The sequence below is a fragment of the Mobiluncus curtisii ATCC 43063 genome (assembly GCF_000196535.1).
Lineage (GTDB): Bacteria > Actinomycetota > Actinomycetes > Actinomycetales > Actinomycetaceae > Mobiluncus > Mobiluncus curtisii.
Window position 1 is genome coordinate 816128 of the sequence record NC_014246.1, and the last position, 15101, is coordinate 831228.

General features: G+C 55.8%; 11 protein-coding genes. 4 read left to right on the forward strand and 7 right to left on the reverse strand.

What is annotated here, in order from left to right; genetic code table 11:
* Positions 1 to 155 precede the first annotated feature (155 nt).
* Positions 156 to 1127, forward strand: coding sequence for a ParA family protein (locus tag HMPREF0573_RS03450; protein WP_004007796.1), 972 nt, complete (start codon positions 156 to 158; stop codon positions 1125 to 1127).
* Positions 1128 to 1130: 3 nt separating this feature from the next.
* On the forward strand, positions 1131 to 2153 hold the full coding sequence (locus tag HMPREF0573_RS03455) for a ParB/RepB/Spo0J family partition protein (protein WP_004007795.1): 1023 nt from the start codon (positions 1131 to 1133) through the stop codon (positions 2151 to 2153).
* Between the two features lie 211 nt (positions 2154 to 2364).
* Here HMPREF0573_RS03455 and HMPREF0573_RS03460 read toward each other — a convergent pair whose 3' ends face one another.
* The 7 genes from HMPREF0573_RS03460 to HMPREF0573_RS03490 all read right to left on the reverse strand — a co-directional run bounded on the left by HMPREF0573_RS03460 (position 2365) and on the right by HMPREF0573_RS03490 (position 11039).
* A complete protein-coding gene (locus HMPREF0573_RS03460) occupies positions 2365 to 3639 on the reverse strand; it encodes an aminotransferase-like domain-containing protein (RefSeq protein ID WP_041797927.1) in 1275 nt (424 codons plus the stop codon).
* Positions 3640 to 3902: 263 nt separating this feature from the next.
* Entirely contained in the window at positions 3903 to 4229 is a 327-nt protein-coding gene (gene trxA, locus HMPREF0573_RS03465; RefSeq protein ID WP_004007793.1) for a thioredoxin, read from the reverse strand.
* 76 nt (positions 4230 to 4305) lie between these two features.
* The gene (gene trxB, locus HMPREF0573_RS03470; protein ID WP_004007792.1) at positions 4306 to 5238 is read right to left on the reverse strand and encodes a thioredoxin-disulfide reductase; all 933 of its coding nucleotides are present in this window, start codon (positions 5236 to 5238) and stop codon (positions 4306 to 4308) included.
* Between the two features lie 138 nt (positions 5239 to 5376).
* The gene (locus HMPREF0573_RS03475) at positions 5377 to 6297 is read right to left on the reverse strand and encodes a hypothetical protein (protein WP_013188906.1); all 921 of its coding nucleotides are present in this window, start codon (positions 6295 to 6297) and stop codon (positions 5377 to 5379) included.
* A gap of 89 nt (positions 6298 to 6386) precedes the next feature.
* Complete coding sequence (murJ, locus tag HMPREF0573_RS03480; RefSeq protein WP_236585968.1) at positions 6387 to 8114, reverse strand: murein biosynthesis integral membrane protein MurJ; 1728 nt, start codon at positions 8112 to 8114, stop codon at positions 6387 to 6389.
* Positions 8107 to 10623 carry a DUF6049 family protein gene (locus HMPREF0573_RS03485; RefSeq protein WP_236589735.1) on the reverse strand — a complete coding sequence of 839 codons (2517 nt, stop codon included), beginning with the start codon at positions 10621 to 10623 and terminating at the stop codon, positions 8107 to 8109. The genes murJ and HMPREF0573_RS03485 overlap by 8 nt, the downstream gene beginning before the upstream one ends.
* A complete protein-coding gene (locus HMPREF0573_RS03490; RefSeq protein WP_013188908.1) occupies positions 10527 to 11039 on the reverse strand; it encodes an NUDIX hydrolase in 513 nt (170 codons plus the stop codon). The genes HMPREF0573_RS03485 and HMPREF0573_RS03490 overlap by 97 nt, the downstream gene beginning before the upstream one ends.
* A gap of 113 nt (positions 11040 to 11152) precedes the next feature.
* Between HMPREF0573_RS03490 and HMPREF0573_RS03495 the strand changes: the two genes are divergently transcribed.
* Positions 11153 to 12682 (forward strand): CCA tRNA nucleotidyltransferase, encoded by a 1530-nt coding sequence (locus HMPREF0573_RS03495; protein WP_004008675.1) that lies wholly within the window; start codon positions 11153 to 11155, stop codon positions 12680 to 12682.
* Between the two features lie 53 nt (positions 12683 to 12735).
* Positions 12736 to 14997 (forward strand): transglycosylase domain-containing protein, encoded by a 2262-nt coding sequence (locus HMPREF0573_RS03500; protein ID WP_236589733.1) that lies wholly within the window; start codon positions 12736 to 12738, stop codon positions 14995 to 14997.
* Positions 14998 to 15101: the final 104 nt, after the last annotated feature.

Below are 15101 nucleotides of genomic sequence, written 5' to 3' on the forward strand. Positions count from 1 at the left end.
AAGGCATTCTGGTGGAGTGATTTGCCTGTGAAAAGAATTGTCAACCGGCGCAACCAAGCGGAAAATCCTGTGGATAAGATGTGGATAAAGAATTCAGAAACTAGAATTTTTTCACCATCCCCCATGAAGTAAACTGGAAGAAAAGAAGGGAGTTAATGGTGGCAGAAAACGAACGACCCAAGGTCGTAGTCCCCCATCACATAGAGCGTCCTGATTCCATTCACCGGACCCTGCGCCCCCGGGTGCCCACTTCCGAGAATGAAACCCCTATTGCTCGTGAACTGCGCAAGTCGCTAGAGTTGCGCCAGACTATCGCCTCTGAGGAAACTCCCCCGCTGCGCCATAACCACATTGTTGCCATGGCAAATCAAAAGGGCGGTGTTGGCAAGACGACAACCCTGGTTAACATGGCTATGAGTTTAGCTAAGCGTGGTGTGGAGGTGCTTGTCATTGATACTGACCCACAAGGTAACGCTTCTACCGCGCTCGGCATAGATCACCATGTGGGCACTCCCTCTCTCTACGATGTGTACACCGGAGAATCTACACTTGCCGAAGTTGCACAGCCTTGCCCGCAAGAGGAAAGCTTGCTCGTAGTTCCTGCCACCGTAGATTTGGCAGGGGTAGAGATGGAACTCGCCGATCAGGCTGATCGCAGTTTCTATTTGCATGAGGCTATAGATTCATTTTTAGAGGGTAAGTCAGGGTGTTTGATTCTGATTGATTGTCCCCCTTCGCTAGGGCTGTTGACCGTGAACGCATTTTGTGCCGCGCGCTGGGTCGTGATTCCGGTCCAGGCTGAGTACTACGCCTTGGAGGGGATTTCTCTGCTGACTGACACGGTAGATAAGATTCGAGATGCTCTAAACCCGAAGCTTGAAGTGCTGGCATTTCTGATTACCATGTTTGATAAGCGGACTAATTTGGCAGCTCAGGTGGAATCAGATGTGCGCTCGCACTATCCTGAACAGACTCTGTCCACAAATATCCCGCGCCAGGTCGCGATTTCAGAGGCTCCATCTTGGGGACAGACAGTTATAACTTACGAAAAGAACTCTGCCGGTTCGCTGGCTTATCAGATGGCAGCCTTAGAACTTTTAGGGAAATTAGCAACGAAGGAAAATTGATACATGGCTAAAAAACGGGCTTTAGGTAGTGGTCTGGGTGCTTTGATTCCGAGCGCACCAGTTGAGCCACGCGGGGTAGATGTCTTGGTACCTCCCAAACCAGGCACTAACCCGACTAAAGGGAACGACAAGGTTCACGATTTGTTGAGTCCCGATGCGATGCAGCGCAAGACTGCAAAGACAGCGGATTCGACGGAACCTAACCTGGTGCCCGTGCCTGGTATGACGGTGCAAGAATTACCTGTTACTTCCATTACTGCTAACCGGTCGCAACCACGTGAAATTTTTGATGAAGACGCATTAGCAGAACTGGCAAACTCGATACGCTCTGTGGGCATCTTGCAGCCGGTCACCGTGCGACAAATCGAGTCAGGTCCGAAACCTCTCTATGAGCTGGTTATGGGGGAGCGGCGTTTGCGGGCAGCAAAGCTCGCGGGTCTCTCAACGATTCCGGCTATCATTCGTGACACTGCGGATGATGAAATGGGCGTGAACGCTCTGTTGGAAAACATACAGCGCGTTAACCTCAACCCGTTGGAAGAAGCAGCAGCCTATCAACAGATGATTGAGGAACTCGGCGTTACCCAAGAAACCCTGGCGAAGCGTCTCTCGCGTTCCCGTCCTCAGATTGCCAATACCTTACGTTTGCTAAAGCTACCCGCCGCAGTACAGGTCCAGGTTGCCGCGGGAGTTTTATCTGCCGGTCACGCTCGTGCGCTGTTGGCTTTAGACGATCCTGAAGCGATGACTCAATTGGCGCAGAGGATTGTGGCAGAAGGTTTATCGGTAAGAGCTACCGAGGAAATCGTTGCGGTAGGTGACAATACCGATTCTCCGACCGCTCAGCCGAAGAAACGGCAGGTTACACCGCTCAGTCCCGACATGATGGAGATGAAATCTCAGCTCGAAGATGCCCTGCAGACGCGCGTTAACCTACAGGTGGGCAAGACAAAAGGTAAAGTGACTATAGAGTTTGCCGACAGCGATGATTTAGCGCGCATTGCCAAAATTATTGCACGCGGCTAGAACTCTGAATATCCTGGCTGGGAAGGGTTAGTAGAGTTAGCACTCAATTGTTTCACGTGAAACATTGTTGCTGTAGATTGCGAGGCTCACCCCGAGTCCCTGCGTAGGGGATAAGCGGTTCTGGGAAAAATCGGGTAACGAACGTACTCGACCTTTTATAGGAAAACAAACCGGAGATTTCTGACTTCCGAGGCAGAGACTTCAGGTGTACCTAGGCGGATTTGGCGGCAGTATCACCGTGGGCTACTTCACCATTAGCCAGCAGGGCTTTCTCCTGTTCCACAGTGAGCGCCAAGCGACGGATACCTTCGCGTATCTGTTCCTCGGGGGGATAGCAGTAAGCAATGCGCAGGTAGTCAGAGCCACGCCCGTCGGCATAAAATGCCGTGCCAGAGACATAAGCGACCAAGTTTTGCACGGCGCGGGTCAGCATAGCGTTTGTGTTGATACCGGCAGGGAAATGAACCCAGGTATAGAAGCCGCCAACCGGGTGTGTCCAGGTGCAATCCGGGAGGTATTTCTTAAGGGCTTCCAGGGTGGCGCGAGCCCGACCACGATACATGACGCGGAATTTGTCTACTTGACCGTACCAGTCGAAATCTTGAAGGTATTTAGAGATAGACATTTCGGCTGCCATAGAGGGGGTCAGGATAGCCGTTTCATTGGCAACGACCAGTTTTTGCGTAATCTGGTCTGGAGCCAGCGCCCAGCCAATACGGAAACCTGGAGCGAACATCTTGGAGAAAGAACCCAGATAGATAACGCCATCGGGATTCAAGGGCTGCATCGCGGGGTAAAGGTGCCCGTCAAAGCCCAGCAGACCGTACGGGTTATCTTCCAAAATCAACAGGTGGTGACGTTGGCAAATCTCGACAATTTGCGGACGGCGCTTTTCGCTGAGGGTCATGCCTCCAGGGTTGTGAAAGTTGGGCACTGTATAGAGGAATTTGGCAGGGCGACCGGCTCGCTCCAACTGTGTGGCAGCTTCGTCCAGAGCCTCAGGAATCAGACCCTCCTGATCCATGAGGACATGATGAACGTCGCATTGATAGGAATGGAACACCGAAAGCGCTCCGACATAGGAGGGCGCTTCAACCAAAATAGGGTTGCCAGGATTCACAAAAAGTTGCGTAACCAGATCTAAGGCATGCTGAGACCCGGCGGTAATGGTGACGTTAGCGGCGGAGGCATGAATACCCTCCAAGCTCATGATGTCGGTGATTTGTTCACGCAGCGTCTCCAAGCCCTGACCGCCACCGTACTGCATAGCGGTGGCGCCATCCTGAGCAAACATCTGTTGGAAAGAACGGGCAATCTGTTGCAGAGGTAGGTCTTTCAAGTTAGGCATCCCGCCAGCTAAAGAAACGACCTCGGGACGAGACGCGACGGCAAACAAAGCTCGTGTCTGGCTGATTTGTAAGTTGTTGGCACGGGTTGAGAATCGAGATGACCAATCAATTGGGTTTAATGAAGAAGCTGAAGTCATAAACGTTCCTTAGAGTGAGATATCTGCAAGTTTACGCTGGCACGAAAGTCTGCCAAAATTTCGGAGCAAAACCGCTGAGACGCAAAAGCGGTCCCTCGCTGAATCCGGGAGAAAGGAGTAAAGCCGGAAACCCCAGCGAAGGACCGCGGAGTAAAGTCTGCTCTTCCATTCTAAGGGTGCTAACGTAAACACGGAGAAAATCGTGCTATACGTTACGCAAAAGCGGAACCACAGGGTCGATGAACGGAGTGTCTCAAAGAACCTCAGGCCAGGGCAGCTTCGATTTCCTCTTTGAACTGAGAACGAGGGCGACCCCCGATAATCTGGTGGACGACCTTGCCACCCTTGAAAATATTAAAGGTGGGAATGGCAGAAACCCCATACTGAGCCTGGAGGGAGGGATTCTTATCCACGTCGCACTTGGCGACTTTCAGACGATCGCCGAAGTCAGCAGCGATTTGATCCACAATCGGTGCCATCTGACGGCAGGGACCGCACCAAACCGCCCAGAAGTCCACCAGCACCGGAACGTCGGATTCCAGCACCTCGGCAGCGAAATTACTTTCAGTTACTTCAATAGCTGCGGACATAATACTTACCTTTCTCTTGGGTGAAATCTATCGAACCTGCAGTTACCACAGGCCAAAAATGTGTGACTCGACTGGCTCAATTAACCTGAGCATCGTGGTCCTTAATATAGCGATCCGCATCAATAGCAGCACGACAGCCAGAAGCTGCGGAGGTCACTGCTTGCCGGTAAATCCCGTCCGTGACATCGCCGGCAGCAAACACACCCGGCATGGAGGTGCGCGTGGAAGGAGAATCCACCCAAATGTTGCCTAATGCATCCAACTCTAACTGGTCACGTACCAATTCGGTGCGGGGCAAGTGACCAGCGGCAATGAAGATACCTCCGACCGGCACGGTCTTGGTGTCCCCAGTTTTCGCATTTTTCAGGGTGACTGATTCGACCTTGTCCGTCCCGTTGATGGACTCAACTACCGTGTCGAACTCGAAGGAAATCTTTTCTTCTTTAAATGCCTTAGCTTGCATAGCCGCGCTGGCCCGCAGCTCATCACGACGGTGTACCACCGTGACTGAGGAACCGTAGTGAGTCAGGAACACTGCCTCTTCCATCGCGGAGTCGCCACCGCCCACGACCATGATGGGTTGATCGCGGAAGAAGAACCCGTCACAGGTAGCACAGTAAGACACCCCGTGACCAGCATGCTCTTCCTCTCCGGGAACATCCAAAGTGCGGTAACCCGAACCAGTCGCGATGATGACTGTACGACCCTGGTAAGTACCCTCATCGGTGACGACTGTCTTAATGTCGCCGCGCAAATCTAGCTTTTGAGCATCTTCATAGATGATCTCTACCCCGAAGCGCTCGGTTTGGTCCAGCATTTCCTGCATTAGGTCGGGACCTTGAATCCCGTCTTTAAAGCCGGGGTAATTTTCCACCAAAGTAGTGTTCATCAGCATCCCGCCGATATTCATGGACCCTGCCACCAGCAGTGTTTTCAAAGCTGAACGTCCTGCGTAAATCCCGGCAGTGTAACCTGCCGGACCCGAACCGATAATAATGACGTCGTACAAAAAGACTCCCTAGGGTAAAAAATAATCGTATACATTTTATTGTAGCTGTGAATCCTTAGCGATGGTTCCTGATTCACTGAAAACCAGTGGGAAGTCGCGCTGAAAACCCGCTGACTTGGGTAAAGCTGGAGTCGAAATCTAGCCAATCACCTGAATCTCGGAGATATTCAACCGGTACTCTCCCCCGGCAGAGGTTGGCATCTCGGTACACCACAAAACCAGGCTGTTCGTCTCCACGGGTCGCGCCAGATGATAGGTAACGGTAGAGGACAGGGGCTGCGAACCCAATACGGTAGCCTGGCGGAAATTGTCGGCGTTGCCTTGGCGTAGCTCCAGAGTTCCTCCCGTAGAGGCAGAACTCACCACGACCTTTTTAACCTGAACCGGGGAATCTCCCAGATTAATCACCAGCCCATAACCGCGTCCCCCGACCAGCATGGCGGAGCGTAACGCTGCAGTGCGCCATGAAGTCTCTGGCTTCCCATCGGCTGCCATACCAGCCAGTTCGGGATGGTCATAGCCATCGGGTAGACCCGAAATGGAAGTCACACTGGTGATGGGCAACGGGGTCGGTTCGGCTTCTGGAAGCACCTGCAAATCCGGTACGGGGGTCAAATCTAAGGAATGATCGGCACGCGCCGACGAAGGATGGGGCCAGAACCAGGCAAACAGTGCTAAAACCGCGACTACCACCACACCCAGCACCGTAATCTTTAATGTCAACGCTGACTCGGCAGCGGGAACTTCCTCATGTTTTGGCGTGTAATCAGTGGCAGCTTGGCGTGCATCGCTGAGGCTGGTGTTCAATACCTCGGTGGTTTCGGCTTTCCAGCTGACCCATTCATTACGCAGACGCTTGCGCTCGGCATCCCAGGAACGTCCCGACACTTCGTCGATAACATCCTCACCGGTCAAGGTATCTTCGTCAGGGACGTCAATGACGTTTTCGGTGGATTCCGCCGGTTCTGACGAATCGTTAAACAGTGGAGTGGGTTCAGGAGGAACGCCGGTGGAAACAGAACGGAACACCGGTGTGCCGTTTGACTTGGTGTGATCCACGCCGCCCCCTTTTTTCTCAAAATCCAGCTGATTTATGTATTTTAGCCCGTCAAGGAAAACCGCGACAAAATATAGCGAAGTTCTCTGCGTTAGCGGTGCAGCTTGGTGACAAGTCCGCGCACTTCACGTACCCGAAATGCCCACAGTGCCCCGATGTAGAGGGGAACCATGACCAGCGCCACAACCAGGCAACGCCATGCCCCGGAGATGAAAGTGGCACCGTAAGTCCAGTCCGCTCCGGGAGATGGAATGACGAAAGTCAACACTATCCACGCTGGAATTCCTGCCACGACCACCGCCACGAATAAACGCAGATAGTGACCGAGAACTTGGGCAAACACAGCTTTTGCGAAACCTTTACGATGCAACAACACCAAACCCAGGAGTGCCGACGTGGTCAACGATAACGGTTCGGCCGCCGCCGTCACGGGTACCCAGAAAGAGGGGCTGAGCAGAAAGTACGAAAATAAACCGAGGAGGGCAGTCAGGAGGGGGAAAGGCAGCATCAGGAAAAATTGGGTCCGCGTGTCCTCCAGAGAATACAGGGCGCGTGAGGTGGTGGAAAAAATGACTTGCCCCGGAATCCCCAAGCTCAAGATGATGAGGATGGCTGCTAAAGCCTGAGCTTGCTGGGGTGGCAGCGCGGTGGCGGTGACATTAGCCAGTGGCAGCGCTCCCACAATCAACATGCCTGCCAAAAGGAAGTTGAACAGACTGGACAATCGGGCGGCGTGTAGGTAGTCCCCAGCCAGAGCGGGGATGTCGTTCCGGGTCGCGTGCAGTGCCATAGAGGTAAAGACCGCGGTAGTCACGGAAATTGTGACCAGAGATTGGGGCAGCATATACAGCGTATTGGCGTATTGGTAGATAGCGAAACCGGGATAGAACTGCCCGTCCAGCTGTCCGGCACCATTGGCTGCCGAAGCGATACGCGCCACAATCAGGTTCATGAACGTATTAACCACCAGACCCGCGAAAGCCCAGGCGGCGACTCGACCGGTATGGCGGAAACCTAAACCCCGCCAGTGAAAATTGGCGCGGAGCCGGAACCCGAGATGCATCAGGGGAAACACCAGAATTATCGCTTGCAGTGCAATCCCCAACGTCATGGAACCTGCCAAAAGGGCAATCCGGGGCGCATCCCACTTCGACACATCAAAGTCGTGGCTGGGGGCGGTGCCGTAAAAGTTGATGAACATCCCCAGTCCGGCAATCCCCACCAGGTTATTCACCACCGGGGACCACATGTAGGGACCGAAGCTGGACAGCGAGTTCAGCACTTGTCCCAGCAGAGCATACGTGCCGTAAAAGAAGATTTGGGGCAGACACCACAGCGCAAAGATGACGGTCAGGTCAAACAATTTCGGCTGCATTCCCCCCGCAAACAGCATCACCAGGGGCCACGCGAGCGCCACTGACAGTACCGTCAAACCCAACAAGGCGATAGAAGCGAGTGTGAGCAGGGCGTTTACCCGGTCAACCCCTTCTTTACCGTTGTTGTTTGCCAGCGCGCGCACGATGGTGGGCACCAGAATCGCGTTCAAAATTCCGCCCGCCAGCAGGTTATACAGCGTGTTAGGCAAGATATTGGCGGTGTTAAAGGCATCGGCGATACCGAACCCGCCAATAGCTACGACCAGCAGCCATTGTCGTACAAAGCCCAGCACGCGGGATACCAGGGTGCCGGCTGCCATGATGACGCTGGATTTACCGGTTTTCGTGTTTGCTACCCCGTCAGCTACTTTACGTAGTTGCGGGGAATCGGGCGGGTTCGGGTTGGAGTCCGGAGCGGGCGCATTCATCGGGTGTTCACTCACGTTTAGTCTCCCGTTTTGGGGTACGGTTCTTGGGGCCTTTCACGATACGCCGAACTATCCCGAAAACCAACACGACAGCCAGTAAACCAGCCACGATGTAGGTTCCGGTGGATTCCCATTCCGCCCGGACTCGCACCTGGATAGTTTCCGCCGCGCCGATGCTCTGCCCTGCCGGGTTGGTCAGTTGCACGGTGACTTGCACATCTCCCGAACCGACTGCTTTCACCGGGATGCGGAACTGACCGATGGAGTGAGGCGCTATGGTGAGAGTCTCCACCGGATTGAATTGCAAACGGGTATCCGAAGGGGTCAATTTCAGACGTACACTCACGGCTTGGTCCCAACCATTAGAGACAGAAATCGGCAGCTGGGCGCTCTTATCAATGAGATTGATGACCGAGGCCGGTTGCGAATTAATCAAATCAATAATTGCCGCGGAAATGTCGGGGTCAATAGTGTTGGGCGCCGGTTCCTCGGTCTGGGACGAGTGGGGTGCGGGGGTTTGTTGCCGAGCTGCCGATTTTCCTGCCCAGATGGTGCCATCCGGGATGCTGGCGGTACAGGTGGCACAGGCGCTGGAGATTTGGAGAGCCGAAAACATGGTGTTAAATCGTGCCGGTTCAGACATGGCAGCGTTCAGGGCGGCACCAACACGAAGATTATCCGCTGCCGCAAATGTCGGGTTGGTGAACCACGTCAATGGTTTTCCTCCTGGAATAGCAGCTTTCGAGCCGGTAGAAAAGGAACTAGAATCTGTCTGTCCAGCCGGTGTGGGAGCCGGTACCGTGACCGTTCGGGTCTGCGTCCCCGCAGCTTCACTCACGGGGGGCAGGACCGTGTTCCAGGCTGGGAAACTCAACCAGCGAGCTTGGCCGAGACCCTGCATCACGGCCTTTTGCGTCGGTGTGGCACTGTAATCCCGGTCGGCACCCGCCGCGAAGACGCGGGGGGCAAAAGGACGCTGCCGGGTCAGCACCGCCGTGGACGCGAGCGCCCACTGCCGCGCCCCCACGGCAGAAAGCCGATAATCCGAGGGAGTCTGACTGGCATCAAATGCCGGCTGACCGTTCAACAGGCGGGACAAATCCCCGTCCAAAGTCCACCCTGCAGCCGAAGTGGTGTTTCCGGGTGCTGAAAACTCAATACGCTGGCGGCTATCCGTGTCATAAGCGGGAGACTTCCCCAACTCCTTAAAACCCGAGTCGGGGGAGAGCAGCAGCGGGTGATTCCCCCAGGTCGAGACTTCTTGGGCGACATCTCCGGACGGCGAGTAGTGCACCGAAAAATCCGGCCACAACAACAGATTCCCTTGATATTCCGGGATTCTTTGGGTGACTTTGGTACCCAAGTCAACCGCGGTGGTGCGCAACAAATCCTGCGCAGCCGGCGCCAACCAGCTGGTGTTTGCCGCCCCGAAATCCCCCGGAGGCAGATAGGCAGGCGGCTGCTGGCCGCAGTTACCGGCGGCGACCAGGTCACGCAAAGGCGTCACAGCGGGACGCGGCTCGGTACTGGGAGACGGGCTAGGTTTGCTCAAATTCAGCAGACGGGAGGTCTCGTCCACCCCGTTCAGCTCCGTGGCAATCAAAAAGGGGTCGAATACGGGGGTCAGTGGGGTGGCATTTGCCAGCGCGCACACTTCCATGAGCCGCTGGTTCGGGCGACTGCCGAGGTTTGGTAGCTCGCGGTCCGCCGCCACAACATCAGCGTGCGTGGTGGTGAGCGGCACAAAAGTCAACAGTTCACTGGGCTCAAACGCGGCGCCGGAATCCCACAATAAAAACGCGCGGTCCTGGGCGCTGAAAGATGCCAAATCGGTACTGGACGGGACTTTCTCCGTCGCAGCCGCATCCGGGACAAAAGTCAGACTCAAGGGTCTGGGTCCCCACTGGTCCGAACGCCCCAGGGGCAGGTCAGTCACGGGTACATGCAGTGTCACCGGCTGAGGTTTACCCGCGGTAAGGTGATCGATAGGCAGGGTCGCAACTGTTTGGACTTTTCGCTGCAAACGCGCGTCATTGCCCTGGACATCCATCCACTGGTTCAGCTCCTCACGGGTAAGGGGGGTTTGGGTGGAAACGTTTAGATGCAGTGTCCCCTGTGCAGCCTGGTGATAATTCGAATTGACTTCCAACAGGGCACTGACGGTCAATTCGGTAGTCTCTGGCGTCACGATGGGAGTCATCGCGGTAATCTCCAGACGAACGCCCTGACGGTTAAAACCTGGTCCGCAAAAGGCGCTGGCGGAGTGTGAGTTGGTGGCGGACGCACAGGGGCTGGCAGAAGGGGTGGGGGACGGTTTTTCGGTTTGAGCTTGCGCGGGGTGGGGGGTACCTCCAGCTAACGACACGCAAGATAACGCCGCTAATCCGATAAGGACGCGGGAAATGAACGGAATTGAGCGGCGCGTCTTCAACTGCGCACCCCCAACATTTTTCGAGCCAACGCACCGATGCGACGTTCGGCAGGGAATGCCAAGCGTTTGTCCAGGAGGGATAACGGCACCCATTGGGCGCTGCAAGCCTCGCGGTCAGGATCGCGTTCCGCCGTTATCTGACCACCGGTAGCCTCCAGCAAAAAATGGTGAACGACCTTGTGCACCCGACGGTCAGTACCGGAAAACCAATAATCCATCGAGGAAAGGTAACGCACCGGGCGACACTTGATACCTGTCTCTTCCGCAACCTCACGAGCTGCGGCCTGAGGAATCGTCTCTTCCGGTTCCACATGCCCCTTGGGCAGCAGCCACTCCAGACGACCGGCGCGACCTTGACGCAAAATCAACGCGGCGCACACCTTTCCCTCGACACGTTTCACAGCCAGCCCCCCCGCACTGACCTCTTCCACAATCGGCAGCAGCCGCCCCGAACGGGACCGGTAAAAGCCCGCGGGGACGGGCTGCGGCAATTCCGATGCGGCTGACATACGACGATTTTATATAAAATAGTGCAGAGGTTTTTCTAACCGGTTGAAAATACGGTAAAAAGTCCCGGTAATGAGCGGTTAGTTGGAAAGGAACGTACCCCGAGAGGAGGGTCATGACTCAGACCATCGCGAACAGCGCACCCCCGAATCCGACTGCCCCGGAAACGACCGCGGCAGGGAAACAGTCCGGCACGACAGCAAGCCGGCAGGACGCGGTGCGTCAGGCGTTGAAAGCGAAAGTGGTGCCTCTCGGAGAGGTGTTTGCCGCCGCGGGCTATGAGATTGCGCTGGTCGGAGGACCGGTACGTGACGCCCTGCTGGGAATCACCCCGCATGACTTAGACCTGACCACCTCGGCGCGTCCCGACGAAACCGAAGCGGTGCTGCGTTCTTGGGCGGACGCAGTATGGGACGTGGGACGCAACTACGGCACTTTGGGAGCACGCAAAGGCGATGACGTCTTTGAAATCACGACCTATCGCAGCGACGACTACCAGCGGGATTCCCGCAAACCCACCGTCAAGTTCGGTGACACCCTGGAGGGGGACCTGTTTCGCCGTGATTTCACGGTTAATTCCATCGCGCTACGCCTGCCCACCCTGGAACTGGTGGACCCCACCGGGGGGCTTAACGATTTGGCGGCAGGTATCTTGCGCACCCCTATCGACCCGGAAGAATCATTCTCGGATGACCCCCTGAGAATCATGCGTGCCGCCCGGTTTGCTGCCCAACTCGAGTTTGACGTGGATTACGAAACAATGCAGGCGATGGAAACCATGCGCGAGCGGCTGACCATTGTTTCCCCCGAACGGGTCCAGGCAGAACTGTCCCGCCTGATGATTGCCTCAGCGCCGCGCCGGGGGTTGGAACTGATGGTGTATACCCGCCTGGCCGAACAAGTCCTGCCCGAGCTGATGGATTTGCTCGATATGCAAGATGAACACAAACGTCACAAGGACGTGTGGGAACACTCCTTGACCGTGCTCGACCAGGCTATCGCGCAAGAGACCGGACCGGACGGACCCGTGCCCGCCCCAGACTTGGTGCTGCGCCTGGCGGCGATTTTGCACGATATTGGCAAGCCCGCGACCCGACGTTTCGAGGCCGGGGGGGTCGTGACATTTCACCAGCATGACGTGGTTGGGGCGCGGATTACACGTGCTCGTCTGAAAGCCTTGAAATATGACAAGGCGACGATTCGTGATGTGTCCCGCTTGGTCGCGTTGCATCAGCGGTTCCACGGCTATGGGGAACAGGTGTGGACCGATTCCGCCGTGCGCCGCTACGTCACCGATGCCGGTCCCCTGTTGGAACGCCTGCACCGCTTGACTCGTGCCGACTGCACGACTCGCAACGTGAAAAAAGCCCAGCGGTTAGCTGCCGCCTATGATGACCTCGAAGCCCGGATTAAGGAGCTGAAAGCTCAGGAAGAATTAGACGCGGTACGCCCCGAACTCAACGGGGATGAAATCATGGAAATCCTGGGGATTCCCGCCGGTCCCGAAGTCGGGAAAGCCTATAAATTCATGCTGGCATACCGGATGGAACACGGTCCGGTGGGACCGGAAAATGCCACTGCGGTTCTGCGTGACTGGTGGGAAAAATGGCACAATGGTACGAAAGAGCAGGACAAAGCGCAGTAACACCGCTTTACCGCCAGAGGTGAGCCGGGAAAACTGTGGCGAGGACAGGGAATATGGCAAAGGCAGCACGACCACGCACAGTAACTGGGCAAATGGTGCGACAGGTGCGACCCATACGGCGCAAACACCACTATGTACGAAACTTTTTTCTGACCCTGCTGTTCCTCTTTATCCTGATGCTGGTGGGAGCCTTGGCAACCTTCCTGATTGTCTACGCCACTACCGAAGTGCCCAAACCTGCCGAGTTTGCCCGCGCCCAAGTCACCTCCGTGTACTATTCTGATGGAGCCACCGAAATCGGCAAGTTTGCTGAGGTAAACCGGGAAATCATCGACACGAAAGACCTACCCAAACAAATCGGCAACGCCGTCGTGGCTTCAGAGGACCGGACCTTTTGGACGAACTCCGGGGTCGATTTGCGGGGTATCGCGCGGGCTTTCCTCAATAACGCCCGCGGCGGGGCAACACAGGGTGCCTCCACGTTGAGTCAACAGTACGTGGAACGCTACTACATGGCGGAAAACACGAACCAGGGAAACGTGGTGCAACGGTACTGGGCGAAAGCCAGAGAAGCCATTATGGCGTTGAAAATCAATCGCCAGCAGGAAAAAGACGAAATCCTGGGCAATTACCTGAACACGATTTATTTCGGCCGCGGCTCCTACGGAATTCAAGCTGCTGCGAAGGCTTATTTCGGCAAGGACGCCAAGGACATTGATTACTCAGAGGCAGCGCTGCTGTCCGGAATCATCCCCGCGCCGTCCGCCTACGATCCGGCAGTCAGCCCTGAGCTGGCACAAAAACGGTGGAAACGGGTCATTAAGAATATGGCTGCCGACGGGTATATCACTCCTGAACAGCAGGCGGCAGCACAGTTCCCGACCACGATTCCACCTACCCCGAGTGTGCAGGACTTTGGGGGACTGAGCGGCTATTTCATGTTCCAAGCACGTCAAGAGCTGAAAGATCTGGCAGGTTTGACCGAGGAACAAATCGACACAATGGGCCTGAAAGTCATCACCAGCTTGGACAAAGATAAGGTCAAATTGATGGAGCAAACGGTGGCGCAGCTGCCGTCGGGTCATTCGGATAATCTGCATGTCGCGATGATTTCTACCGATCCGAGCACCGGGGAAATTATCGCGGAATATCCCGGAAAGGACTATCTGAAAGTCCAAATTAACGCCGTCACCCAGGAACATTTCCAAGCCGGGTCTACGTTTAAGCCCTTCGGCATGATTGCGGCTTTGGAACAGGGCGGGTCCTTGAATGACACCTATCCCGGAAACTCCCCGCAGACCATTCAAGGGGTGCCTATCAGGAACTTCGGTGGAGCCTCTTATGGAACCGTCACCTTGGCGCAAGCCACCGCAAAATCTATCAACACGGCTTATGTCGCTTTGAACGCGAAAGTTGGACCGTCCTTGACCAAGGAAGTCGCGATTCGTTTGGGCTATCCCGAAAACACGCCGGGTTTGGATAATTCCTTGACGAACGTGCTGGGGTCGGCCTCACCCACGGCGGCAAATATTGCCGAAGCGTACGGAACTATCGCCAACCAGGGGAAGCGCCAGACGGTCCACATGATTCGCCAGGTTACGGACACTTCCGGAGACATTGTCTATATGCCGTCTTTCTCGGCGGACCAGGTTATTGATCGCAACATTGCCCTGACTGCCACCCAAGCCCTGACGGGACCTTTCCAGGCGGGAGGCACCGCGGCGAAAGCCCAAATCGGCAGACCTTCTGCCGGTAAGACCGGTTCGTCCACCGATAACAAATCCGCAGTTTTTGCCGGATTCATCCCCCAGGCTGTGACGATTGTCGGAATGTACCAGTCCGGACCTAACGGGGAGGAACAATCCATTACTCCGTTTGGCGGTATTCGAGAAGTTACCGGTTCCACCTGGCCGGCATGGCTGTGGAAACATTACATGTCTGGGGCCGTGAAAGGTCTGGAAGTCGAGCAGTTTGCGAAAGCTCAGAAACTTAAGAAAGTGGAAGTGACCCGTTCGGAGGAACCCAGCCCTACGGAGAGCGAAACTGCAACAAATCCCGGTCCTGTCGGCTCTTTACCACCAAACCCGTCTCTGCCGCCGGCTCCGGCACAGCCGCGCAATCCGGGAAATCTGCCCCCCAACGAGTCGGGGAATAGACCCGCTGGTAGTGGGAATGGTTCGGGTGGAGCCGAACCTAGTCCCACCATTCCCGGCACTTCCGGGTATGTTCCTAACCCTGGCAATTCACCGGCTCCTGCTAATCCCGCACCGGGTGGGGAAGGCGGCACGACCGAGTCGGGCGGTCCCGCTGCCTAACTGGTGACGAATTCACAAGCGAGGTCGCGCCGGTCTGTGGACGTGGACGCCTCTGGCGGTGGGCGGCGACATGTTTCTCGATTCCATTGGTGGCAAGGTCGCAA

What these genes read in the sequence shown, in the direction of transcription:
- HMPREF0573_RS03450 (WP_004007796.1), top strand. Translation starts at nt 156, where the DNA reads ATGGTGGCAGAAAACGAACGACCCAAGGTCGTAGTCCCCCATCACATA.
- HMPREF0573_RS03455 (WP_004007795.1), top strand. Translation starts at nt 1,131, where the DNA reads ATGGCTAAAAAACGGGCTTTAGGTAGTGGTCTGGGTGCTTTGATTCCG.
- HMPREF0573_RS03460 (WP_041797927.1), bottom strand. Translation starts at nt 3,639, where the DNA reads ATGACTTCAGCTTCTTCATTAAACCCAATTGATTGGTCATCTCGATTC.
- trxA (WP_004007793.1), bottom strand. Translation starts at nt 4,229, where the DNA reads ATGTCCGCAGCTATTGAAGTAACTGAAAGTAATTTCGCTGCCGAGGTG.
- HMPREF0573_RS03485 (WP_236589735.1), bottom strand. Translation starts at nt 10,623, where the DNA reads ATGGGTGCCGTTATCCCTCCTGGACAAACGCTTGGCATTCCCTGCCGA.
- HMPREF0573_RS03490 (WP_013188908.1), bottom strand. Translation starts at nt 11,039, where the DNA reads ATGTCAGCCGCATCGGAATTGCCGCAGCCCGTCCCCGCGGGCTTTTAC.
- HMPREF0573_RS03495 (WP_004008675.1), top strand. Translation starts at nt 11,153, where the DNA reads ATGACTCAGACCATCGCGAACAGCGCACCCCCGAATCCGACTGCCCCG.
- HMPREF0573_RS03500 (WP_236589733.1), top strand. Translation starts at nt 12,736, where the DNA reads ATGGCAAAGGCAGCACGACCACGCACAGTAACTGGGCAAATGGTGCGA.